The sequence below is a fragment of the Streptomyces flavalbus genome, from assembly GCF_042674625.1.
GTDB classification, from domain to species: domain Bacteria; phylum Actinomycetota; class Actinomycetes; order Streptomycetales; family Streptomycetaceae; genus Streptomyces; species Streptomyces flavalbus.
This window is the reverse complement of sequence record NZ_JBHTEB010000001.1, coordinates 1384838-1408302: the sequence shown is the minus strand read 5'-3', so window position 1 is coordinate 1408302 and position 23465 is coordinate 1384838. Positions and strand designations below refer to the sequence as shown.

General features: G+C 72.8%; 21 protein-coding genes and 1 pseudogene. 15 read left to right on the top strand and 7 right to left on the bottom strand.

Features of this window, described 5'->3' with window-relative positions:
* The first annotated feature begins 4 nt into the window (after window positions 1–4).
* Window positions 5–544 (top strand): arginine repressor, encoded by a 540-nt coding sequence (locus tag ACFQZ6_RS06160; RefSeq protein ID WP_381605405.1) that lies wholly within the window; start codon window positions 5–7, stop codon window positions 542–544.
* A 492-nt stretch (window positions 545–1036) separates the two neighbouring features.
* Here the strand turns inward: ACFQZ6_RS06160 and ACFQZ6_RS06155 are convergent, their stop codons facing one another.
* The 4 genes from ACFQZ6_RS06155 to ACFQZ6_RS06140 all read right to left on the bottom strand — a co-directional run bounded on the left by ACFQZ6_RS06155 (window position 1037) and on the right by ACFQZ6_RS06140 (window position 4399).
* Window positions 1037–1774, bottom strand: a complete 738-nt coding sequence (locus ACFQZ6_RS06155; protein WP_381605403.1) for an FAD:protein FMN transferase — start codon at window positions 1772–1774, stop codon at window positions 1037–1039.
* 55 nt (window positions 1775–1829) lie between these two features.
* Window positions 1830–2264 (bottom strand): FMN-binding protein, encoded by a 435-nt coding sequence (locus ACFQZ6_RS06150; RefSeq protein WP_381605400.1) that lies wholly within the window; start codon window positions 2262–2264, stop codon window positions 1830–1832.
* A 54-nt stretch (window positions 2265–2318) separates the two neighbouring features.
* On the bottom strand, window positions 2319–3701 hold the full coding sequence (locus ACFQZ6_RS06145; protein ID WP_381605398.1) for a ferredoxin reductase family protein: 1383 nt from the start codon (window positions 3699–3701) through the stop codon (window positions 2319–2321).
* 107 nt (window positions 3702–3808) lie between these two features.
* Complete coding sequence (locus ACFQZ6_RS06140) at window positions 3809–4399, bottom strand: pyridoxamine 5'-phosphate oxidase family protein (protein ID WP_381605396.1); 591 nt, start codon at window positions 4397–4399, stop codon at window positions 3809–3811.
* A gap of 130 nt (window positions 4400–4529) precedes the next feature.
* Between ACFQZ6_RS06140 and ACFQZ6_RS06135 the strand changes: the two genes are divergently transcribed.
* From ACFQZ6_RS06135 to ACFQZ6_RS06115, 5 genes are all read left to right on the top strand, one after another.
* Window positions 4530–5723 carry an argininosuccinate synthase gene (locus tag ACFQZ6_RS06135; RefSeq protein WP_381605394.1) on the top strand — a complete coding sequence of 398 codons (1194 nt, stop codon included), beginning with the start codon at window positions 4530–4532 and terminating at the stop codon, window positions 5721–5723.
* 104 nt (window positions 5724–5827) lie between these two features.
* Window positions 5828–7264 carry an argininosuccinate lyase gene (gene argH, locus ACFQZ6_RS06130; protein WP_381605392.1) on the top strand — a complete coding sequence of 479 codons (1437 nt, stop codon included), beginning with the start codon at window positions 5828–5830 and terminating at the stop codon, window positions 7262–7264.
* A gap of 132 nt (window positions 7265–7396) precedes the next feature.
* Window positions 7397–8368 (top strand): aldo/keto reductase, encoded by a 972-nt coding sequence (locus ACFQZ6_RS06125; protein ID WP_381605389.1) that lies wholly within the window; start codon window positions 7397–7399, stop codon window positions 8366–8368.
* A 79-nt stretch (window positions 8369–8447) separates the two neighbouring features.
* Complete coding sequence (locus ACFQZ6_RS06120) at window positions 8448–8996, top strand: TetR/AcrR family transcriptional regulator (RefSeq protein ID WP_381605387.1); 549 nt, start codon at window positions 8448–8450, stop codon at window positions 8994–8996.
* Window positions 8993–10516, top strand: coding sequence for an MFS transporter (locus ACFQZ6_RS06115; RefSeq protein WP_381605385.1), 1524 nt, complete (start codon window positions 8993–8995; stop codon window positions 10514–10516). The genes ACFQZ6_RS06120 and ACFQZ6_RS06115 overlap by 4 nt, the downstream gene beginning before the upstream one ends.
* A 56-nt stretch (window positions 10517–10572) precedes the next feature.
* On the opposite strand, the gene ACFQZ6_RS06110 is transcribed toward ACFQZ6_RS06115, so the two are convergent.
* Window positions 10573–11247, bottom strand: a complete 675-nt coding sequence (locus ACFQZ6_RS06110) for a lysophospholipid acyltransferase family protein (RefSeq protein ID WP_381605383.1) — start codon at window positions 11245–11247, stop codon at window positions 10573–10575.
* A gap of 365 nt (window positions 11248–11612) precedes the next feature.
* On the opposite strand from ACFQZ6_RS06110, the gene ACFQZ6_RS06105 reads away from it, so the two are divergent.
* The 3 genes and pseudogenes from ACFQZ6_RS06105 to ACFQZ6_RS06095 all read left to right on the top strand — a co-directional run bounded on the left by ACFQZ6_RS06105 (window position 11613) and on the right by ACFQZ6_RS06095 (window position 13552).
* A complete protein-coding gene (locus ACFQZ6_RS06105) occupies window positions 11613–12812 on the top strand; it encodes a glycerophosphodiester phosphodiesterase (RefSeq protein WP_381605381.1) in 1200 nt (399 codons plus the stop codon).
* 57 nt (window positions 12813–12869) lie between these two features.
* Window positions 12870–13010, top strand: a pseudogene (locus ACFQZ6_RS06100) (sigma-70 family RNA polymerase sigma factor); the annotation flags it as partial.
* 44 nt (window positions 13011–13054) lie between these two features.
* Complete coding sequence (locus ACFQZ6_RS06095) at window positions 13055–13552, top strand: GNAT family N-acetyltransferase (protein ID WP_381605379.1); 498 nt, start codon at window positions 13055–13057, stop codon at window positions 13550–13552.
* On the opposite strand, the gene ACFQZ6_RS06090 is transcribed toward ACFQZ6_RS06095, so the two are convergent.
* Both ACFQZ6_RS06090 and ACFQZ6_RS06085 read right to left on the bottom strand, forming a co-directional pair.
* Window positions 13549–14010, bottom strand: coding sequence for a hypothetical protein (locus ACFQZ6_RS06090; protein WP_381605377.1), 462 nt, complete (start codon window positions 14008–14010; stop codon window positions 13549–13551). The two genes, ACFQZ6_RS06095 and ACFQZ6_RS06090, sit on opposite strands and share 4 nt — an antisense overlap.
* Before the next feature lies 1 nt (window position 14011).
* Entirely contained in the window at window positions 14012–14371 is a 360-nt protein-coding gene (locus ACFQZ6_RS06085) for a hypothetical protein (RefSeq protein ID WP_381605375.1), read from the bottom strand.
* 417 nt (window positions 14372–14788) lie between these two features.
* On the opposite strand from ACFQZ6_RS06085, the gene ACFQZ6_RS06080 reads away from it, so the two are divergent.
* The 6 genes from ACFQZ6_RS06080 (at window position 14789) to cobT (ending at window position 23353) form a co-directional block, all read left to right on the top strand.
* On the top strand, window positions 14789–15826 hold the full coding sequence (locus tag ACFQZ6_RS06080; RefSeq protein ID WP_381605373.1) for a methionine ABC transporter ATP-binding protein: 1038 nt from the start codon (window positions 14789–14791) through the stop codon (window positions 15824–15826).
* Complete coding sequence (locus ACFQZ6_RS06075; protein ID WP_381605371.1) at window positions 15823–16560, top strand: methionine ABC transporter permease; 738 nt, start codon at window positions 15823–15825, stop codon at window positions 16558–16560. Before ACFQZ6_RS06080 ends, ACFQZ6_RS06075 begins: the two co-directional genes overlap by 4 nt.
* 92 nt (window positions 16561–16652) lie before the next feature.
* Window positions 16653–17480 carry a MetQ/NlpA family ABC transporter substrate-binding protein gene (locus ACFQZ6_RS06070; RefSeq protein ID WP_381605369.1) on the top strand — a complete coding sequence of 276 codons (828 nt, stop codon included), beginning with the start codon at window positions 16653–16655 and terminating at the stop codon, window positions 17478–17480.
* A 139-nt stretch (window positions 17481–17619) separates the two neighbouring features.
* On the top strand, window positions 17620–18246 hold the full coding sequence (locus ACFQZ6_RS06065; protein WP_381605367.1) for a GNAT family N-acetyltransferase: 627 nt from the start codon (window positions 17620–17622) through the stop codon (window positions 18244–18246).
* Between the two features lie 119 nt (window positions 18247–18365).
* Window positions 18366–19595, top strand: a complete 1230-nt coding sequence (gene cbiE / locus ACFQZ6_RS06060) for a precorrin-6y C5,15-methyltransferase (decarboxylating) subunit CbiE (protein WP_381605365.1) — start codon at window positions 18366–18368, stop codon at window positions 19593–19595.
* Window positions 19596–19942: 347 nt separating this feature from the next.
* Window positions 19943–23353 (top strand): nicotinate-nucleotide--dimethylbenzimidazole phosphoribosyltransferase, encoded by a 3411-nt coding sequence (cobT, locus tag ACFQZ6_RS06055; RefSeq protein ID WP_381605363.1) that lies wholly within the window; start codon window positions 19943–19945, stop codon window positions 23351–23353.
* Window positions 23354–23465: the final 112 nt, after the last annotated feature.

The window sequence follows — 23465 nt, the reverse complement described above, 5'->3', positions numbered from 1 at the left end:
GACGATGAGTCAGGCGCAGGACCACGGGCCCGCCGTGCCGCAGACCCGCACGGCACGCCACCGCCGGATCGTGGACATCCTCAACCGGCAACCGGTGCGCTCGCAGAGCCAGTTGGCGAAACTCCTCGCCGACGACGGGCTGAGCGTCACCCAGGCGACGCTCTCCCGGGACCTGGACGAGCTGAACGCGGTCAAGATCCGCAACAACGACGGCGACCTCATCTACGCGGTGCCCAGCGAGGGCGGCTTCCGCACCCCGCGGGCGCCGCTGGGGGAGTCCGCCAAGGAGGAGCGGATGCGGCGGCTCTCCCAGGAGCTGCTGATCTCCGCGGAGGCGTCCGCCAACCTCGTGGTCCTGCGCACCCCGCCCGGCGCCGCGCAGTTCCTCGCCTCGGCGATCGACCAGGCGGAGCTGCACGACATCCTCGGGACGATCGCCGGTGACGACACGCTGCTCCTGATCAGCCGGGACCCAGCGGGCGGCCAGGCGTTGGCGGACCACCTGCTCCGACTGGCCCAGAACGGCCACGGGCCCGGCCACTGAGGGCTCCGCCGTCGCCGGGCACGGACCTGCGCACTGAGGCATCGCGCCGTCGCCGGGCGCGGACCTGGAGGCTGAGGCTCCGCGGCGTTTCAGGGTGCGGGCCTGGAGGCTGAAGCTCCGCGCCGTCGCCGGGTGCGGGCCCGGTCACTGAGATCCCGCTCCGGGTGCGGACGGGGCGTGACCGGTCGCGCCCGCGCGGGGGAGCCGCCCATCGAGAAGGCCCCGCGCCTGCGGGCTGGGCCTCCCGCACGTCCGCGCGGCGGAGGCGCATATCGGGAGGGCCACCGCGCCTGCGGGCTGGGCCTCCCGCACGTCCGCGCGGCGGAGGCGCATATCGGGAGGGCCACCGCGCCTGCGGGCTGGGCCTCCCGCACGTCCGCGCGGCGGAGGCGCACACCGGGGCGGCCCCCGCGCCCGTGGGCGAGCCCGCCGCACGCCCCCGCGGTGGAGCCGCCCATCGACACGGCCCCGCGCCCGTGGGTGGGCCCCGCCTCACCCCAGCCAGGCGGCCAGGCCCCCCGTGCACCGGACCTCGTCGCCCGCCGTGACCAGCAGGCCCTCCACGTCCGGCAGGGTCTCCAGCCACGCCAGCGCGGCCCGCGACCCCATCGCGAAGGCCGCCGTGGCCCAGCAGTCGGCCCAGGTCAGGCGGGGCGCGACGACGGTCACGGCGACGAGGTCGGTCACCGCGGAGCGTCCCGTGCGCGGGTCCACGACATGCGCCCCCCGCTCCGCGGACCCGGACGTGGCGACGGCCAGTTCGGCCGCCCCGGCCGCCGACACCACCGCCGCCAGCCCGCCCGGCCGCAACGGATCGGCCACCCCCACCCGCCAGGGCCGCCGCACCCCCGGCGCGCCGAGCACCTGCACGTCCCCGCCGCCGTTGACGCTGACCCCGCTCGCCCCGGCCGCCGCCAGCCGCCGCGCCGCCCGCTCGACCGCCCAGCCCTTGACGATCCCGGTAGGGTCGAGCCGCCCCTCGTACGACATGCTGAACCAGCCGTCGCTGACCCGTTCCGCCTCGGCGCCCAGCTCCAGCACCTCGGCGACCTCGGGCGCGCACTCCGCCACGGTCAGCTCACCGCGGGCCAGCCGCGAGACCTGGCTGTCCTCGCGGAAGGTGCTGAACACGGCGTCGACCTCGTGCAGCCCGGCGACCGACCCGCGCAGGGCGGCCCGCACGGCGTCGGGGTCCCCGCCGCGGACGTCGAAGGAGAAGACGGTCCCCATCGTCTCCTCCACGTGACGCACCGCGGCGGGAGCTTCCGCGGGCTCCGCCACCGGCTCACCCACCGGCCCTGAGCTGGTCGAGAGCGGACTGCAACGACGTCCGGTACCCCTCGCTCGTGTAGGTGGCCCCGGACACCGTGTCGATGTCGGCGCTGCTGGCGGCCACGGCGGCCTTGTTGAGCTGCGGCAGGGCGTCGTTGGTGGCGTCGCTGTCCGGGGCCCGCACGGTCTCCGCCCGGGTGATCTTCCCGCCCTGGACCGTGATGCGGACCTGCACGGGACCGTACTGCGTCTGCGCCACACCGCCGGTGAGCGTGGCGCCGTCCGCGGACCGGGCCGCCGAGGGCCGCGGCGGTGCCGGTGCCGCCTCACCCGCCGCCGACGCGGACCCGGGGTCGCCGCCCGGCTTCAGGGACAGCAGCAGCACGATCCCGGACACGGTGGCGGCGGTGGTGAGCACGACGCGCCGGAGCGGGTGACTCTTCCTCATCTTGCGGGGCTCCTGATTCGCGAAGGACAGGGGTGCGGGCGGTACGGGGTGGGCTCACATCTCGAACGACTCGTGGTGGATGCGGCGGGCCGGGACACCCGCGCCGCGCAGCGCCTCGTACACCGACCGCGCGAAGCCGGGCGGCCCGCACAGGAAGGCGTCGTGGCGCTCGATGTCCGGGATCTTCCGGCGCAGCGACTCCGCGGAGATGTCCGGCCGCGCGCCGTCCGGGCTGTTGACGGCGTACATCAGCCGGGCCCCGCGCTCGTCGGCGATCGCCGCCAGCTCGTCCCAGAGGGCGAGGTCCTGGGTGCTGTTGGCCCGGTACAGCAGGGTGATGTCGCCGGAGGCGCCCGGCAGGGTCTCGAACAGGGCCCGCATCGGGGTGATGCCGACGCCGCCCGCGACGAGCAGCACCTTGCCGCGGCTGCGCCGGGCGGCGGTCAGGGCGCCGTACGGCCCCTCGGCCCACACCCGGGTGCCGGGCTCCAGCTCGCGCAGCCGGGCGCTGTGGTCACCGATCGCCTTGACGGTGATCCGCAGCATCCCGGGCCGGGGCGCCGCCGACAGCGAGTACGGGTGGGAGCTGAACCGCATCCCCGGTGCGAGGAACCGCCACCGGAAGAACTGCCCCGCCTCCGCGCCCATCCGGTGCAGCCTGCGCCCGCTGATGAGCACCGACACGATCCCCGGCGTCTCCTCGATCACCGCCTCCACCCGCATCCGGTGCCGCACGTTCAGCCGGATCGGCACCAGGAAGCGGTACCAGACCACCAGCGCGGTGACCGTCCCGTACAGCGCGTACCAGAAGGTCCTGGCGAGCGGCTCGACGGCGAACTCGTGCCCGGCGGCGAGCTGGTGCCAGAACGTCAGGTACACGGCGGCGTACATGAGCACGTGGACGTGGTACCAGGCGTCGTACGGCAGTCGGCGGCGGATACCGCCGATCGAGACCAGGCCGATGAACAGCAGCAGCCCGGCGCCGATGGCGGCCTTGCCCATGTCGGGCAGCCCGGTCACCAGGTCGACGAACTGCCCCACGAGGTAGCCCAGGTCGCGGCCCGCCTGGAGGGCGTACCCCCAGGTGATGAGGAAGATGTGGGCGATGACCAGGCACAGCGTGTAGCGGCCGGTCATCGCGTGCCAGCGGGCCACCCGGTCCGAGCCGACCCGCCGCTCCAGCGCGGGCACCCGCGCCATCTGGAGCACCACCAGCGCCATCAGGTACCCGGCGAGCAGCCCCGTGATCCGCCCCGCGCCCAGGACCTGCCCCGTGCGGTCCGCGATGGACGGGGTGCTCCGCCACCACAGCCACAGCACCCCGGCCGCCCCCGCCCACAGGGCGATCAGCAGCGGGACGGCGGGGTTGCGGCGCGGACGGATGCGGCGCATGGTCTGGCGCCGGGCGGCACGACCGCTGGCGAGCGTGGTGGTCACGGTTCCTCCGGGCGGGGGACGGGGGCGTGTCGGGGGTCCCTCGGCCCAGAGGTACGTGCGGGACGGGCGCGGTGTTCAGCCACACCGGCGCCGCGCGGGCTCCGCCCTCAGGACGCGCCGAGCGGCGGGAGCGGCAGGGGCAGTCCCGGCAGGCCGTCGAGGCTGGTGGCGATGTGGTCCTTCTTGGCGAAGTAGGCGCTCAGCGAGGCGTCGTCCTCCCGCGCGAAGCGCCGCTCGTGCAGGTCGCGGTCGCTGTCGTACGACATGTAGGGGACGGCGTAGCCGCAACTGTCGCGGACGAGGTCGGCGGTGACGACGATGATCGCGCGCAGTCCGTGCGGGGTGGGGTCGATGCCGGGGAAGTGGGTGAGGAGTTCCTCGAAGCGTGGGTCGTCCCGCAGGACCGCCTCGCCCCGGCCGTGCACGCGCACGATGTTCGGCGGCCCCTGGAAGGCGCACCACATCAGCGTGATCCGCCCGTTCTCCCGCAGGTGGGCGACGGTCTCCGCGGTGGAGCCCGCGAAGTCCAGGTAGGCGACGGTGCGCTCGTCAAGGACGGCGAAGGACCCCTTGAGTCCCTTGGGGGAGAGGTTGACCGTCCCCTCGCCGGAGAGGGGGGCGGTGGCGGTGAAGAAGAGGGGCTGTTCCTCGATGAAGGTGCGGAGTCTGCCGTCTATGCGCTCATACGTCTTTCCCATGGTGCTCATTATCGGCCAACTTCGTTCGTTTGTCTAAGGAAGTATATGCGTGGCGGGGCGGAGATTGACGAACCATGCAGACTCCTGCATACTCATGCATGTCAGCGAATGCAGTGTGAGGAGAAACCCCGTGACCGAGCGCGTCGTACTCGCCTACTCAGGCGGTCTGGACACCTCCGTCGCCATCGGCTGGATCGCCGAGGAGACCGGCGCCGAGGTCATCGCCGTTGCCGTGGACGTCGGCCAGGGCGGCGAGGACCTGGACGTCATCCGCAAGCGCGCGCTCGCCTGCGGGGCCGTCGAGGCCGAGGTCGCCGACGCCAAGGACGAGTTCGCGGAGGAATACTGCCTCCCCGCGATCAAGGCCAACGCCCTCTACATGGACCGCTACCCGCTGGTCTCCGCCCTCTCCCGGCCGACGATCGTCAAGCACCTCGTCGCCGCCGCCCAGAAGCACGGCGCCGACACCGTCGCCCACGGCTGCACCGGCAAAGGCAACGACCAGGTCCGCTTCGAGGCGGGCATCGTCGCCCTCGCCCCCGACCTGAAGTGCATCGCCCCGGTCCGCGACTACGCCATGACCCGCGACAAGGCCATCGCCTTCTGCGAGGAGAAGGGCCTGCCGATCGCGACCACCAAGAAGTCGCCGTACTCGATCGACCAGAACGTCTTCGGCCGCGCCATCGAGACCGGCTTCCTGGAGGACATCTGGAACGCGCCGATCGAGGACATCTACGAGTACACCCAGAACCCGGCCGTCTCCCGGGAGCCCGACGAGGTGGTCATCACCTTCAAGGAGGGCGTCCCGGTCGCCATCGACGGCAAGCCCGTCACCGTCCTCCAGGCCATCCAGCAGCTCAACGAGCGCGCGGGCGCCCAGGGCATCGGCCGCATCGACATGGTCGAGGACCGCCTCGTCGGCATCAAGTCCCGCGAGGTCTACGAGGCCCCCGGCGCGATCGCCCTGATCACCGCCCACCAGGAGCTGGAGAACGTCACCGTCGAGCGCGAACTCGCCCGCTACAAGCGCGGCGTGGAGCAGCGCTGGAGCGAGCTGGTCTACGACGGCCAGTGGTTCTCCCCGCTCAAGCGCGCCCTGGACGGCTTCGTCAACGAGGCCAACCAGCACGTCAACGGCGACATCCGGATGACCCTGCACGGCGGTCGCGCCGTCGTCACCGGCCGCCGCTCCGAGTCGTCCCTGTACGACTTCAACCTCGCCACCTACGACACCGGCGACACCTTCGACCAGGCCGCGGCCAAGGGCTTCATCGACATCTACAGCCTGTCGTCGAAGATCGCCGCGAAGCGGGACCTGGCGTAACGCCGATCTGACGTCCCCTCACCCGCACTGACCTGACAGCCGCCTCCCCGCTTGCCGAGAGTGGGGAGGCGGTCGCACATCGCCATCTTCCGAGGAGTACGCAAGTGAGCAGCAACAGCGGTGACGTACGGCTCTGGGGCGGCCGTTTCGCCGACGGTCCCGCCGAGGCCCTGGCCAAGCTGTCCGCGTCCGTCCACTTCGACTGGCGGCTCGCGCCCTACGACATCGCCGGATCGCGTGCCCACGCGCGCGTGCTGCACGCCGCGGGGCTGCTCACCGAGGACGAGCTGACCCGGATGCTCGCCGGGCTCGACCAGCTCGAAGCCGACGTGGCCTCCGGCGCGTTCGTGGGCACCATCGCCGACGAGGACGTCCACACCGCCCTGGAGCGCGGCCTGCTGGAGCGGCTCGGCCCCGACCTCGGCGGCAAGCTGCGCGCGGGCCGCTCCCGCAACGACCAGGTGGCGACCCTCTTCCGGATGTACCTGCGGGACCACGCCCGCGTCATCGGCGGTCTGATCGCCAACCTCCAGGACGCCCTGGTCGGCCTCGCGGAGGCCCACCCGGACGTCGCCATGCCCGGCCGCACCCACCTCCAGCACGCCCAGCCGGTGCTCTTCGCCCACCACGTCCTCGCCCATGTGCAGGCCCTGTCCCGGGACGCCGAGCGGCTGCGCCAGTGGGACGAGCGCACGGCGGTCTCGCCGTACGGCTCGGGCGCCCTCGCGGGCTCCTCCCTCGGCCTGGACCCGGAGGCGGTGGCGAAGGACCTCGGCTTCGAGCACGGCTCCGCCGCCAACTCCATCGACGGCACGGCCTCGCGTGACTTCGTCGCGGAGTTCGCCTTCATCACCGCGATGATCGGCGTGAACGTCTCCCGGATCGCGGAGGAGGTCATCATCTGGAACACGAAGGAGTTCTCCTTCGTCACCCTGCACGACGCCTTCTCCACCGGTTCGTCGATCATGCCGCAGAAGAAGAACCCGGACATCGCGGAGCTGGCGCGCGGAAAGAGCGGACGGCTCATCGGCAACCTCACCGGTCTGATGGCCACCCTCAAGGCGCTCCCGCTGGCCTACAACCGCGACCTCCAGGAGGACAAGGAGCCGGTCTTTGACTCCATCGACCAGCTTGAGGTCCTGCTGCCCGCCTTCACCGGCATGATGGCCACCCTCACCGTGCACCGCGAGCGCATGGAGGAACTGGCCCCGGCCGGGTTCTCCCTCGCCACCGACATCGCGGAGTGGCTGGTCAGGCAGGGCGTGCCGTTCCGCGTCGCGCACGAGGTCGCGGGGGAGTGCGTCAAGGTCGCGGAGGCGGAGGGCAAGGAGCTGGACGAGCTGACGGACGAACAGTTCGCGAAGATCTCCGCCCACCTCACCCCGGAGGTCCGCACGGTCCTGAACGTCCCGGGCGCCCTCGCCTCCCGCGACGGCAGGGGCGGCACGGCACCGAGCGCGGTCGCCGTCCAACTGGCGGAGGTCAAGTCGGACGTGGCCAACCAGCACGCTTGGGCGCGGGCCAAGGACAACGCCCTCTAGGGGCGCGGGGAACTGCGCGACAAGCCACAACGAACCCGCACCCGCCACCACACCGCACGAATCACCCCGTGAAGCGAACGTCATCGCGGGTTACGTTGGTCAGTAGCCGCAACTGATCGAACGGAGCCCGCGATGCCCTTCGCCCGACTCGCGACCGCGACGACCCCCACCTGCCACATCGGCCTGGGGCTGGCGGCGGTCGGCCGTCCGGGCTACATCAACCTCGGCCGCGACCAGGACCTCGGAGAGGACCGAGGCGTCGACGCGCTGCGCACCCGCACCCACGACCTCCTCGACGCCGCCTACGCCCAGGGCGTGCGCTACTTCGACGCCGCCCGCTCCTACGGCCGTTCGGAGGAGTTCCTCGCGGAGTGGCTCCGCGACCGCCCCGACGTCGACGACGTCGTCATCGGCAGCAAGTGGGGCTACACCTACACCGCCGACTGGACCACCGACGCCGAGCGGCACGAGGTCAAGGACCACTGCCTCGCCGCGTACGAACGCCAGCGCGCGGAGAGCGCCGAGCTGCTCGGTGACCGGCTCGACCTCTACCAGATCCACTCGGTGACCCCGGACAGCCCCGCCCTCACCGACAAGGAACTGCACACCCGGCTCGCGGAGGCCGCCGCCGGAGGGCTGACCGTCGGCTTCTCCACCAGCGGCCCCGCGCAGGCCGACGCGATCCGGGCCGCGCTGGAGGTGACGGTCGACGGCGAACCCCTCTTCCGTACCGTCCAGTCCACCTACAACGCCCTGGAGACCTCCGCCGCCCCCGCCCTCGCCGAGGCGCGCGACGCGGGGCTCACGGTGATCGTCAAGGAGGCCATGGCCAACGGACGGCTGGCCGAGCCGCACGCGCCCGCCGCCCTGAGGTCGGTGGCCGACGAGACCACCCTCGGCTGTGACGCCGTCGCCCTCGCCCTGGTCCTGCGGCAGCCCTGGGCCGGTGTCGTCCTCTCCGGCGCCGCGACCGTCACCCAGCTCGCCTCCAACCTGCACGCGCCGGTCGTCGACCTCGACGAGGGACAGCTCGCCCTGCTGGCCAGCCTGGCGGAGGAGCCGCGGGCGTACTGGGAGCGGCGCGGAGAGCTGCCCTGGCACTGAGAACCCCCTGACCCCACAGGGGTGAGTCACGCACGCCCTGGATGAGACATCAACGTCTCATCTGGGTTATGCTCGTCTCATGGCTGTCGACCGTGACCACGTACTCCGCAGTGCCGCCGCCCTGCTGACCCGCAAAGCCACCGCGACCATGGACGAGGTCGCCAAGGCGGCCGGGATCAGCCGCGCCACCCTGCACCGGCACTTCGCCGGGCGGGGCGCGCTCGTCCGGGCGCTGGAGTCGCTGGGCATCGAGGAGTGCGAGGCCGCGCTGGACCGGGCCCGCCTGGACGAGGGCAGCGCCACCGACGCCGTACGACGCCTGGTGCGCGAGATCGAGCCCGTCGCCGGACTCCTGGCCTTCCTCTACGGCGAGAACGAACTGTGGGAGGACGAGGGCGGCGACGCCTGGTCCCGCCTCGACGGCCGGATCGCCGCCCTGTTCACGCGGGGGCAGCGCGGCGGCGAGTTCCGCATCGACCTCACCCCGAGCTGGCTCACCGAAGCCCTCTACGGGCTGATCGCCTCGGGCGCCTGGGCCACACAGACCGGACGCGTCGCCCCCAAGGACTTCACCCACATGATCGTCGAGCTGCTGCTCGGCGGCGCACTCCGAAGAGAGGAACCATGACCGGCACCCTGCGGCCCGCCGACCCGACGGAGGCGGGAGCGCGCCCCGGCCGCTGGCTCGCCCTGTCCGTGCTGGTGCTCGCCGTGCTGCTGGTGGCCGTCGACGCCACCGTCCTCGGCCTGGCCACCCCCTACATCAGCGAGGACCTCGCCCCGACCGGCACCCAGCTCCTGTGGATCGGTGACGTCTACTCCTTCGTGATCGCCGGTCTGCTGGTCTCCATGGGCAGCCTCGGTGACCGGATCGGCCGCAAGCGGATCCTGCTCGTCGGCGCCGCCGCGTTCGGCGCGGTCTCCGTCCTCAACGCCTACGCCACCAGCCCCGGGCTGCTGATCCTGGCCCGCGCCCTCCTCGGCGTCGCGGGCGCCACCCTGATGCCCGCCACCCTCGCCCTGATCCGCAACCTCTTCCACGACCCGCGCGAGCGCAGCCTCGCCGTCGGCATCTGGGGCGCCACCGCCTCCGCGGGCACCGCCGTCGGCCCGATAGCGGGCGGGCTGCTCCTTGAGCACTTCTGGTGGGGCTCGGTCTTCCTGATCAACCTGCCGGTGATGGCGGTCCTGGTCCTGGTCGGCGCCAAGCTGCTGCCCGAGTCCCGCGACCCCAGCCCCGGCCCCTGGGACCTGGCCAGCGTCGCCCTCTCCCTGGTCGGCGTGGTGGGCGTCGTCTACGGCGTCAAGGAACTCGCCGCCCACGGCCCGGGCGGGGAGCCGCTCGCCGCGGGCCTGCTGGGCGCGGCGGCCCTCTGGGCGTTCGTCCGGCGCCAGCTCACCCTGCCCACCCCGCTGCTCGACATGCGGCTGTTCCGGCACCGCGGCTTCAGCGGGGCCGTCCTCGCCGACCTGCTGACCATCCTCGGCATGTCGGGGCTGGTGTTCTTCCTGTCGCAGTACCTGCAACTCGTCCAGGGCAGGCGCCCGTTCGAGGCGGGCCTCGCGGAGCTGCCCGCCGCCGTGGGCGCGGTGGCGGCCGGGCTGGTCGCGGGCCACGCCGCCCGGCGCTTCTCGGTACGGGCGGTGGTCGCCGGGGGTCTCGCCGCGGTCGGCCTGGCGCTGGCCGCGCTGACCCTGCTCGACCAGCACACCGGCTACCCGCTGCTCGGCGGCGCGCTGCTCGTCGTGGGCGTCGGCGCCGGGTTCTCGTTCACCGTCACCGCCGACGTGATCCTGACCGCCGTACCGAAGGAACAGGCGGGCGCCGCGTCCGCGGTCTCGGAGACGGCCTACGAACTCGGCGCGGCCCTGGGCATCGCCCTGCTCGGCTCCATCGTGACGGGGGTGTACCGGGGCTTCCCGGCCCCGGCGGGCACCCCGTCCGCCGCCCACGAGTCCCTGGGCGCGGCAGTGGAAACGGCGACGACGCTCCCCGCCGAGACGTCCGCGGCCTTGCTGGAGGCGGCCCGCGAGTCCTTCGTGGAGGGCCTGACGCTCGCTGCGGGCGTGGGCGCGGCGATCCTGCTCACCGCGTCAGCGGCAGCATGGTTCCTTCTGCGCACCCAACGGTTGGACAACGCCCCTTGAGGCGCTCAACCACAACGCACCCGCACGCGACGAACCACCGCAAACCCGGCGGAGCCCTACGCCGCCTTCTTCGCCTTGGTCGCGTACATATCCACGTACTCCTGCCCGGACAACCGCATCACCTCGGCCATCACGGAGTCCGTCACCGCCCGCAGCACATACCGGTCCCGGTCCATCCCGTCGTACCGGGAGAACTCCATCGGCTCACCGAACCGCACCGTCACCCGCCCCGGCCGCGGCATCCCCGCCCCGCCCGGCTGCAACTTGTCCGTGCCGATCATCGCGAACGGCACCACCGGCGCCCCGGTCATCAGCGTCAGTCGCGCGATCCCGGTCCGGCCCCGGTAGAGCCGCCCGTCGGGGGAGCGCGTGCCCTCGGGGTAGATGCCGAACATCCGCCCCTCCTCCAGCACCCGGCGCCCGGTCATCAGCGCGGCGACGCCGCCGCTCGCGCCGTCCCGGTCGACGGGGATCATGCCGACGCCGGTGAAGAACCACGCCATCAGGCGGCCCTTGAAGCCCCTGCCGGTGACGTACTCGTCCTTGCCGATGAAGAACACCTGACGCTTGGTGACCAGGGGCAGGACGATGGAGTCGATGAAGGTCAGGTGGTTGCCCGCGAGGATGACCGGGCCCTCGCCCGGGATGTGCTCCACGCCCTCCACCCTGGGGCGGAACATCAGGCGCATGATCGGTCCGAGCACTGCCTTGATGAGCGCGAAGCGGGACAACGGGCCCTCCGGTGTCAAGGGGTCGATATGAGTCTGTGCAGGTGAGCACGTTACTCGCGGGCCGGGCGCAGCGCACATCGAGGGCCTCGGGTTCACCGAGGTCTTACGCACTGTTGACCCACGTTTACCTGCGGTGGGGCGCCGCGCACCGCCCGTGACCACCGGCGGCGGTGTGACGGACGTCGCGCGCGGCCGACCGCGGTCCGGGTACCCGGCCCCGCCGCACCGAAGCCGACGGACCGTCATCCCTTGGCCCTCATACGACATCCAGCGTCACCTGCGTGTTCCGGCGCGGGTCTCCCGCCCGTCACCACGGCGCACCTACCATCGGCGCGCATCGAACGGGCGCACGGCAGGAGGGGCACATGGCCAACCAGGAGTCCAACACCCACAACGACCAGGAGGGACCGGCGGGACGGTCGGCCGCGACCGGGCGGCGGGCGCTGCTGGGCGCCGCCGTGCTCGGCGCGGGCGGCGCCGTCCTCGGGCTGTCCGGCACGGCGCGGGCGACGGGCGGACACGGCGGCGGCGGGCTGCGCAGCCTGCCCGTGCCGACGATCATCGGCCACCGCGGCGCCAGCGGCTACCGCCCCGAGCACACCTTCGGCGCCTACGACCTGGCCCTGGACATGGGCGCCGACATCGTCGAGGCGGGCGACCTGGTCATCACCAGGGACGGCCATCTGGTCTGCCGCCACGAGCCGGAGATCGGCGGCACCACGGACGTCGCGGACCACCCCGAGTTCGCCGACCGGAAGAAGACCACGACCCTCGACGGGACCCCGGTCACCGGCTGGTTCGCGGAGGACTTCACGCTCGCGGAGCTGAAGACGCTGCGCGCCGTGGAGCGGGTCCCGGCCAACCGCCCGCACAACACCCTGTACGACGGGCGCTGGGAGATCCCCACCTTCGAGGAGGTGCTGCGCTGGCAGGACGAGCAGACCCGCAAGCGCGGCAAGCAGGTGTGGATCTACCCCGAGCTGAAGCACCCCACCTACTTCCGCAAGCAGGGCCTGGCCCTGGAGGAGCGGGTCGCGAAGCTGCTGCGCAAGTACCGCAAGGACCGCTTCGACGCGCCGGTCATCCTGCAGTCCTTCGAGCCGACCAGCGTGCAGCGGATGAACAAGCTGGTCGACACCCCGCTGGTGGTGCTGCTGTCCGGCGCCTCCTCACGCCCGTACGACTTCGTCGAGAACGGCGACCCGCGCACCGTCGCGGACCTGGTCAAGCCCGCCGGACTGCGGGAGATCGCCTCCTACGCGCAGGGCATCGGCCCCACCCTGGACCTGGTCATCCCGAAGGACGCCAGCGGCCGTCTCACCCAGCCGACGACGCTGGTCGCGGACGCGCACAAGGTCGGCCTGCGGCTGCACCCCTACACGATGCGCAACGAGAACCCGTTCCTGCCCGCCGACTTCCGCGAGGGCACCGACGCGGACGCCTACGGAGACGTCTTCGGCGCCTACCGGACGTACTTCGCGACCGGCATCGACGGCGTCTTCACCGACCAGCCGGACACCGGTCTGCTGGCCCGCGAGGACTTCCGCAAGGGCGCCGCGAGCTGAGGCTCCGCCTCGTTCAGACGTACGACCGGGCCGTCCGGGCAGCCCCCGCCCGGACGGCCCGGTCGCCTCACATACCGGGAGAACGCGGGGGAGTTGGGTATCTCACAGGGCAGTCTTGGGCATGAACGCTCCAAATGCCGGGGATGTCCGCGCCGATTGCCCACACCGGAGGTTGCGGCCCGAGGAGCGCGGGGATAGGAGTGGGGGACAACAGGCGACAGGTGAGCGGGAGGCGTGCACACATGGGCATGAGCGTGACCATCTCCGAGGCGACCGACCAGGACGCCGAGCAGATCTTCAGGCTGCAGTACCTGTGCTTCCAGAGTGAGGCCGCGCTGTACGGCAACTACCGCATCGACCCGCTGGTCCAGACCCTGGACTCGGTCCGCGCCGAGGTCGCCGAGGACTGCGTCTTCGTCGCCCGGCTCGGCGAGGAGGTCGTCGGCTCGGTCCGCGGCACCATCACCGAGGACGGCGCCGCCGCCATCGGCAAGCTCTGCGTCCACCCCCGGCTCCAGGGCCACGGCATCGGCGCCCGGCTGCTGCGCGCCGCCGAGTCCGCCCTCGCCCAGCGGCGCGGCGCCCACACCTTCCGCCTGCACACCGGCCACCGCAGCGAGAGCAACCTCAACCTGTACCGCAAGGTCGGCTACGAGACGGTGGGCACCTCGCAGGGTGCCGACGGCGTCCCCATGATCGTCCTGGAGAAGCACGCCGGGGAGTACGCCGCCACCGCCTAGGCCTCCTGGGCCGTTCCCGTCCCCGTCCCCGTCCCCGCCCCCGACCCCGCCGTCCGGGTCCGCGCCCGGCGCAGCCAGTACAGCGCGGACACCGGCAGCAGCACCGGGATGAACAGGTAGCCCATGCCGTAGTCCGACCACACCGTGGCGTCGGGGAACGCGGACGGGTCGGCGAGCGTCCAGGTGCCGACCACCAGCACGCCCAGCAGTTCGGCGGCGCAGCACACCACCGCCGCCCGCCGGGCCGTCTCCCCGCCGCGCACCAGTGTGTAGGTGATGAAGCCGTAGACCAGCCCCGCCAGCGCCGACAGCGCGTAGGCGAGCGGGGCCCGGTCGAACTCGGTGGCGATCTGGTAGACCGAGCGCGACACCGCGCCGACCACCATCACCCCGTACAGCCAGACCAGCAGCAGCCCCGGCCCGCCGATCAGCCGCGACCTCTCCGGCGCCGCACCCACGTCAGCCTCCCCAGATGTCGTAGAGCCGCACCTGGAGCACGGCCAGCACCACACCGGCCGCGGCGACGGTCACCGAACCCCACCGGGTGCGCTCCGCCAGCGACATGAACCCGGCCGCCGGGACGCACAGGAACGCCCCCACCAGGTACGAGACGAAGATCGCCGTGCCCTGCCGCGCGTCCTCACCCCGCGCGAGCTGCACGATCCCGACCACCAACTGGACCAGCGCCAGCACGGTGACCACGGCCATCCCGATGAAGTGCCAGTCCTTCGTCGGCTCGTCGCGGTAGGCCGCCCAGCCGCACCAGGCGGCGAGCAGCAGCGCGGCGACCGCCGTCACCACGGTCAGGGCTACAAACATGCAGCGACCTTATTACGGGCCCCGCAGTGGGCCGTTACCGCCCCCGGGGCGCCCCCGAGCCGTGGTGTCGACCACAGTTCGTCCACTATCCGGACAGGGATGTCCGGTCGGGGTGATACGTCTGCTTTACTGATCGCATGACCACGACGAGCAGCCGCACCCTTGCGACCGAGGCGACCATGACGCCCGGTGCTCGCTGTATGTGTCGAATGTGCGCCTTCTAGAGGGCCCCCGCACCACCCCCTGAGCCTCGCGCCCCGAAGCGAGCCGCCAGCCCCGGCATGTCCGTACGCGTCGTCGCGTCCGTGAACCGTGCCGCCGCGCGCACTCAGGCCCCGTCCTTACGGCATCCCCCGCACCCCGCACCCGGGCACACCCACGCCCGCGCACTCGACAGTCACGGATACGGATACCCACGTGATCACCACCACCGGCCTGACCAAGGTCTACCGCTCCCGCGGTCGCGAGGTCACCGCCCTCGACGGCGTCGACCTGCACGTCCGCGAAGGCGAGGTGTACGGCGTCATCGGCCAGTCCGGCGCCGGGAAGTCCTCGCTCATCCGCTGCGTCAACCTCCTGGAACGCCCCACCTCCGGCACCGTGACCGTCGCCGGGCGCGACCTCACGGCGCTCGCCGGGCGCGGGCCGCGCGCCGGGCGGGAGCTGCGGCGGGCGCGCAGCCGGATCGGCATGGTCTTCCAGCACTTCAACCTGCTCTCCTCCCGCACGGTGCAGGACAACGTCGAACTCCCGCTGGAGATCCTCGGCAAGTCAGGGAAGGAACGTTCCCGCAAGGCGCTGGAACTGCTCGACCTCGTCGGCCTCGCCGACAAGGCGAAGTCCTACCCCGCCCAGCTCTCCGGCGGCCAGAAGCAGCGCGTCGGCATCGCCCGCGCCCTCGCCGGTGACCCCGAGGTGCTCCTCTCCGACGAGGCCACCAGCGCCCTCGACCCCGAGACCACCCGCTCGATCCTGACCCTGCTGCGCGACCTGAACCGCCAGCTCGGCCTGACCGTCCTGCTCATCACCCACGAGATGGACGTCGTCAAGAGCATCTGCGACTCCGCCGCCCTGATGGAGAAGGGCCGCGTCGTCGAGTCCGGCACCGTCAGCGAACTCCTCGCCACCCCCGGCTCGGAGCTGGCCGCCGCGCTCTTCCCGGTCGGCGGCGAGGCCACCGGCGCCGACCGCACCGTCCTCGACGTCACCTTCCACGGCGAGGCCGCCACCCAGCCGGTCATCTCCCAGCTCGCGCGCACCTACAACATCGACATATCGATCCTCGGCGCCGCCATCGACACCGTCGGCGGCCTCCAGATCGGCCGGATGCGCCTGGAACTCCCCGGCCGCTACGAGGACAACGTGGTCCCCGTCGGCTTCCTGCGCGAGCAGGGACTCCAGATCGACGTCGTGGGCGAGGACGCGCCCGCCCTGGTGAAGGACGGTGCCCAGTGACCTGGTCCGAGATGCAGCCCCTGCTGTCGCAGGCCGGGACCGAGACGCTCGTCATGGTCGGCTGGTCCACCCTGATCGCCGTCGCCGCGGGCCTGCCCATCGGCGTCCTGCTGGTCCTCACCGACCGCGGCGGGCTCCTCCAGAACACCGTGGTGAACAAGGTCATCGGGCAGATCGTGAACATCGGCCGCTCGATGCCGTTCATCATCCTCATGGTCGCGCTGATGAACTTCACCCGCTGGATCACCGGCACCACCATCGGCAGCGAGGCCGCGATCGTGCCGCTCGCCATCGGCGGCATCCCGTTCTTCGCCCGCCTCGTCGAGACCGCCGTCCGCGAGGTGGACCAGGGGCTCGTGGAGGCCGTGCAGGCGATGGGCGGCAACACCTGGACCATCGTCCGCAAGGTCCTCGTCCCCGAGGCGCTGCCCTCCCTGATCGCCTCCACCACGACCACGGTCATCGCCCTCATCGGCTACTCCGCCATGGCGGGCACGGTCGGCGGCGGCGGACTCGGCGACCTCGCCGTCCGCTACGGCTACCAGCGCTTCGAGACCGGGCTGATGTGGATCACCGTGGCGGTCCTCGCCGTAGCGATCGCCGTCATCCAGTTCGCCGGTGACTGGGCCGCCCGCTCCCTGCACCGCCGCGGCGCCCGCTCCGGACCGGCCCCCGCCCTGCGCCTGCTGAAGGCGAAGGAGCCCGCCGCGGCCGACATCAGCAAGGTCGCCTGAGCCGACCCCCAGGGCCCATCCGCAGCACCCCCCCCAGACTCCCCGTCCACCCAAGACGGGGCCGCACCACCCCATCAGGAAAGGCACTTTTCGTGCGTAACACCGCCAAGATCACCGCCGCTGTCCTCACCGCCGGAGCCCTCACCCTCGGGCTCACCGCCTGCGGCTCGGACCAGGACGCCGCTTCCGACACCTCCGGCCCGCTGGTCGTCGCCGCGACGCCCGTGCCGCACGCCGAGGTCCTCACCTACGTCAAGGACCACCTCGCCGAGAAGGCCGGACTCGACCTGGAGGTGAAGGAGTTCACCGACTACGTCACGCCGAACACGGCCACCGAGGACGGGTCCGTGACCGCCAACTACTTCCAGACCGAGCCCTACCTGGAGGACTTCAACAAGAAGAACGGCACCCACCTGGTGTCCGTCGCCTCCGTCCACCTGGAGCCGCTCGGCCTGTACTCCGAGAAGACCGACAAGGCCGACGGCCTCAAGGACGGCGCCACCATCGCCGTCCCCAACGACACCGTCACCGAGGCCCGCGCCCTCCAGCTGCTCGCCGCCAACGGGCTCATCACCCTCAAGGACGGCGCCGGTACGTCGGCCACCACCGCCGACATCACCGCCAACCCCAAGAACCTCAAGTTCAAGGAGCTGGAGGCGGCCCAGACACCGCGCTCCCTGAAGGACGTCGACGCCGCGGTCATCAACGGCAACTACGCCCTGGAGGCCGACCTCAAGCCCGCCGAGGACGCCCTCGTCCTGGAGTCCCCGGAGAACAACCCGAACGTCAACCTCCTCGTCGTCAAGGAGGGCAGCGAGGACGACCCGCGCGTGAAGAAGCTCGCCGACCTCCTCACCTCCGACGAGGTGCGGAAGTTCATCGAGGACACCTACGACGGCTCCGTCATCCCGTCCTTCTGACCCGCCGTCACCGTCCGGCCCCCCGCCCGGGGTCCGCTCCGCCGAACGGAGCGGACCCCGTGGTGCGGCCCGGTGCTCCCATGCTGCATATTGGGCAGTTCAGCAGGACCTGACGGTTACGAAGGTTACGGAGCGGCGCATGACGAGCACCTTCCCCAACATCTCCATCAGCACGGAGCGGTTGGTGCTGCGCCCCCTCGACGAGGACGACGTCCCCGCGCTCGCGGACATGATGAACGACGAGCAGGTCGTCGCCTGGACCGACGTCCCGCAGCCCTTCACCGAGGTCGGCGCCCGCACCTGGATCACCGCGTACGCGCCCGGCGAACGCGCCTCCGGCCGCGGGCTCGCCCTCGCCGTCACCGAGTTCCTCACCCAGCGCCTCGTCGGCCTCATCCGCCTCACCGCCACCGACTGGCACGTCCGCGCCACCCAGTTGTCGTACGTCGTCGCCCCCTGGGCGCGCGGTGAGGGCTACGCCTCCGAGGCCGCCCTCGCCACCGCCGGGTGGCTCTTCGGCGACCAGAAGTTCGAGCGCATCGAGCTGCGCACCGCCGCCGACAACACCGCCTCCCAGCAGGTCGCCCAGAAGATCGGCTGCATCAGCGAGGGCGTCCTGCGCGGCGCCTGCATAGCCAGGGCCCGCGCCCAGGACGGCACCTGGAGCGAGGTCCGCACCGACTACATCGTCTGGAGCCTGCTCCCGGAGGACCTGGAGGGCACGGCCGAACCGGGCGGTTTCACCTCGTACTCCGACTGGAACTGACACCGGGGCCGTCCGGCCCGCGCCGCCGCCCGCCCCCACCGGGTACCCTCACCAAGCCCGCCCCGCACGGGCGAGACACCCCACGACCTGCGCAGTAGAACGCTGGGAGACTGACGACGATGGCCGACCGGGTCACGGTGATCGGCTGGGACGGCTCGCCGCTGACCGCGGCGGCACGCTCCGCGCTCGGCGCCGCCACCCTCGTGGCCGGTGCCGCCCACCACCTGGCACTGCCCGAGGTACCGCCGAACGCCGAACGCGTCCGCCTCGGCAGCGTCGCCCTCGCCGCCCGCCGCATCGCCGCCCACCGCGGCACCGCCGTCGTCCTCGCGGACGGCGACCCCGGCTTCTTCGGCGTCGTACGCACCCTGCGCGCCCCCGAGTTCGGCCTGGAGGTGGAGGTCGTCCCCGCCGTCTCCTCCGTCGCCGCCGCCTTCGCCCGCGCCGGAATGCCCTGGGACGACGCCCATGTGGTCGTAGCCCACCGGCGCACCCTGCGACGCGCGGTGAATGTATGCCGGGCCCATACGAAGGTGGCGGTTCTCACCTCACCCGGCGCGGGCCCCGCCGAACTCGGGCTGCTGCTGGAGGGCGTCCACCGCACCTTCGTCATCTGCGAGGAACTCGGCACCCAGCGCGAACAGGTCACCGTCGTCACCTCCGACAAGGCCGCCGACCACACCTGGCGGGACCCCAACGTCGTCATCGTCGTCGGCGGCGCCGTCGCACCCGGCGTCCCCGCCGAGGGCGGCGGCTGGATCGCCGGGCGCGACCCGGGCGCCGGGCCGCGCGGCTGGACCCAGCCCGACGAGCGGTACGGCGGTGACCTCGGGGAGGGCGAGACCCAGCTCCTGCGCGCCTCCCAACTCGCCCGCCTCGGGCCCCGGGTCGGTGACCTCGTCTGGGACATCGGCTGCGGCGGCGGCGCCTTCGCCACCGAGGCCGCGCGCGCCGGGGCCGCCGTCATCGCCGTCGACCGCGAGGCCGACGCCTGCGCCCGTGCCGTCGCCGTCGCCCGCAGCTTCGGCGTCCAGCTCCAGACCGTGCACGGCAGCGCCCCGCACGTCCTCGAGAACCTGCCCGAACCTGACGTAGTACGGATCGGCGGCGGGGGAGCGGCCGTCGTCTCCGCCGTCGCCGACCGCCGTCCGCGGCGCATCGTCACCCACGCCGCCACCCGCGACGCCGCCGAACGCGTCGGCCGTGACCTGTCCGAACACGGGTACGACGTCGAGTGCGCGCTGCTCCAGTCCGTGCAACTGGACACCCGGCACTGGACGGAGACCGAACGGAGCGTCGCGTTCCTGCTCAGCGGGGTGCTGCCGGACCGTCCAGACCGCTCCCCGTGATCCGCTTGTCGTACCGCGCGCGGTAGGCTGGCCGATCGTTGTACCGCACTCGGGCACCCGGCGCTTCGTTGGCCAATGTCCCGAAAACACGCCCGTTTTGGGGTGGGTGTGGTACGGCACACCGGTGCGGGTGCGCAACGTGGCGCAGTCCACAGCGGGCCGTCGCGGATCAAGCTGTCGCGACGGCGGAACGACCGCGACAATGCCACTCAATGGCTTTGTCGCCTTTTCCGGGCGGGTCGTTCGTGCCGCACGGCACGCACGCTCGTTCTTCACTACGGGACGGTCGGTGCGCCGTTCCGGGTGAGCAGGTCGTAGAGGCACTAACCGATGGGCGAGGGGTACGCATGACCGACACCGGCCAGGTCCCGGGCGAAGGGCTGCCGGAGAACGCAGGCACGGTGGAGCAGCCGGGCGCCGCGGCGCACGGTGCGTACGCCTACCTCTCCGACAGCCCCGCCGAGGAAGAGGACCTCCTGCTGCCGGGCGCCCAGGGCGCCTGGGGCCACGAGGTGCCGCCGCCCGCTCCCGAGCCGGTCGTGGAGGCCGTTGCGGTGGGCGCGGACGGGGTGGCTCCTGAGGTGGCCGGGGCGGGGGAGACTCCGGTCACGGGGACTCCGGCCATGGGGACTCCGGTTGTGGGGAGTGAAGCTCCGGTTGTGGAGCCTCCGGTCGCGGTGAGTGAGGCTCCGGTTCCGGTGGCGGAGGCGCCGTCGGCCCCGGTTCAGGTGGCGGACGTGCCGTCGGCCCCGGGCCAGGGAGCGGACGTTCCGTCGGCCCCGGTGAGCGGCGAGGCGGTTGCCGAGGCGCCCGCGCCGGTGGCCGGGGAAGTTCCGGCGCCGGTGGAGCCCGTGGCGCCCGCGGCTCCCCTGGCCGCCGAGGCGCCGGTCGAACCGGTCGCGCCCGCGGCGGTCCAGGAGCCGGTGAGCCCGCAGGCTCCGGCCGCCCCGGTGAGTGCGGAGGCGGTCACGGCTCCGTCTGCCGCGCCCGCCGTCCCGGCGGCGCAGGCCGCGGCGCCCCGGCGTCCGCTGCACCTCGGTCCGCCGATCCCCGACGCCTCCGCCAGCCCCGTCCGCTCGCTGGCCGACCGCGGCCCCGCGGGCGCGCCGGTACGGCAGCAGCCCTCCGGCCCGCAGACCACCGGCCCCGAGTACCTCGACGTCCCGCGCCTGCGGGAGATGCCGCCGCAGGGCGCGGCGCCGTGGGGCGCCCAGGTGCAGGCGCCGGTCCAGGCTCCTGTGCAGACCCCTGCCCAGGCACCAGTCCAGACGCCGGTCGAGGCGCCGGTCGAGGCCCAGACTCCGGTCAGCGCCGGGGCGGTTCCTGCGGAAACGGTTGTCCCGGCCGAGGCCGCGCAGGCCGAGCCGGTCGACCCCGCCCAGGCCGCGGTGACCCGGCTCGCGACGGAGGCGGTCGCCGTAGAGCCGCAGCCGCAGCCGCCTGCCGAGGTCCCCGAGGCTCCGGTCGCCGTCGCCGAGGAGGCGCAGCCCGCACCGGTCCCGGAGGCGGCTCCCGTGCCCGAACCGGCCCCCGTTGTGGAGGCAGTCGTACCGGTCGCCGAGGCCGCGCCCGAGGTGGTCGAACCCGAGGCGACCCCGGCGCCCGCAGTGGACGAGGTACAGGCGGCGGAACCCCTCTCCGGTCCGCAGATCGCCCAGCCCGTGCAGCCAGAGCAGGGCCAGGGGCAGGAGCACGAGGAGCTGGCCCCGGTCGAGACGGGGGAGACCGTCGGCCAGTTCGTCCCGGTCGACGGCACCGTGCCCACCACCCCGCACCTCGCGCCGACCCCGCCGCAGCCGATCATCCTGCCCGCGCAGGAGCCGCAGCAGCCCGAGCCCGAGGTCTCCGCCGCCCCTGCCGACCCCGCCGTCCCCACGGTCCCCGCGCCCCGCGAGGCTGACCCCGCCCCGCTGGTGGACGTCGCGCAGCACGCCGAGGACCTGGACACCAGGGGCGCCACCGACCAGGACGAGGAGCCGCCAGCCGACGCGACAGCGGAGGCGCAGCCGCCGCAGCCGCCCACCGGCCCGGCCGCGCCCCCCTACGACGACGCCGAGCGTGAGGCCGTACTGAAGGTCATGCGCGAGCGCCGTGACATCCGCAACGGCTTCCGCAGCGACCCCATCCCGCACGAGGTGCTGCTCCGCGTCCTGGAGGCCGCGCACACCGCGCCGTCCGTGGGCCACTCGCAGCCCTGGGACTTCGTGGTCATCCGCTCCGCCGACACCCGGCGCGCGATGCACGAGCTGGCCATGCGGCAGCGCGAGGCGTACGCCAAGTCGCTGCCCAAGGGCCGGGCCAAGCAGTTCAAGGAACTGAAGATCGAGGCCATCCTCGACACCCCGGTGAACATCGTCGTCACCGCCGACCCGACCCGCGGCGGCCGCCACACCCTGGGCCGTCACACCCAGCCGCAGATGGCGCCGTACTCCTCCGCGCTCGCCGTGGAGAACCTCTGGCTCGCCGCGCGCGCCGAGGGCCTCGGCGTCGGCTGGGTCAGCTTCTTCGACGAGCGCGAGATGGTGCGGGCGCTGGGGCTGCCGGAGCACCTGGAGGTCGTCGCCTACCTGTGCGTCGGGTACGTCGACGAGTTCCCGGACGAGCCCGAGCTGATGCAGGCGGGCTGGTCCAAGCGGCGCCCGCTGTCCTGGGTCGTGCACGAGGAGACGTACGGTCGTCGCGCCCTGCCCGGCGAGGAGCCGCACGACCTGCTCGCCGAGACCGTCGCGCAGATCCGCCCGCTGGACGCCAAGGCGCTCGGCGAGGCGTGGGAGCGGCAGAAGCGGATGACCAAGCCCGCGGGCGCGCTCGGCATGTTGGAGATCATCTCCGCGCAGCTTTCCGGCCTGTCCCGGCAGTGCCCGCCGCCGATCCCGGAGCCCGCGGCCGTCGCGATCTTCGCGGGCGACCACGGGGTGCACGCCCAGGGAGTCACCCCCTGGCCGCAGGAGGTGACGGCGCAGATGGTCGCCAACTTCCTCGGCGGCGGCGCGGTCTGCAACGCCTTCGCCAACCAGGTCGGCGCGGAGGTCTGCATCGTCGACGTCGGTGTCGCCGCCGACCTCCCGGCCACGCCGGGCCTGCTGCCGCGCAAGGTGCGGCCGGGCACGGCCGACATGACCACCGGTCCCGCGCTCACCCGCGAGGAGGTCAAGCAGGCCATCGAGGTCGGCATCGACACCGCCCGCGACCTGGTGGCGGCCGGGAACAAGGCGCTGCTCACCGGTGAGATGGGCATCGCCAACACCACGGCGTCCGCCGCGCTGATCTCCGTCTTCACCGGCGCGGACCCGGCCGAGGTGACCGGTCGTGGCACCGGCATCAACGACGAGACGCTGGCCCGCAAGACCGAGGTCGTGCGGCGCGCCATCGAACTCCACCAGCCGGACCCGGCCGACCCCATCGGCGTGCTCGCCGCGTTCGGCGGCTTGGAACACGCCGCGATGGTGGGCCTGCTGCTCGGCGGTGCCTCCCTGCGGACGCCGGTGATCCTCGACGGCGTCAGCGCCGGTGCCGCCGCGCTGGTCGCCCGCGCGATCGCGCCCGAGGTCCTCGCCGCGTGCATCGCCGGTCACCGCAGCGCCGAGCCCGGCCACGTGGCCGCCCTCAACAAGCTCGGCCTGCGCCCCCTGGTCGACCTCGACCTCCGCCTGGGAGAGGGCACGGGCGCGCTGCTGGCCCTGCCGCTGGTGCAGAGCACGGCGCGCGCGATGCACGAGGTGGCGACGTTCGACTCGGCGGGGGTCACTGAGAAGTAGGCGGCCCCCACCCGCACGTTCGGGGCCCGGGGGCAGCGCCCCCGGTTTCGGGAAGGGGTGGGTTTGGGGAAAGGAAAACCCACCCACCCCCGCCACCCACCGGACCCGCGCA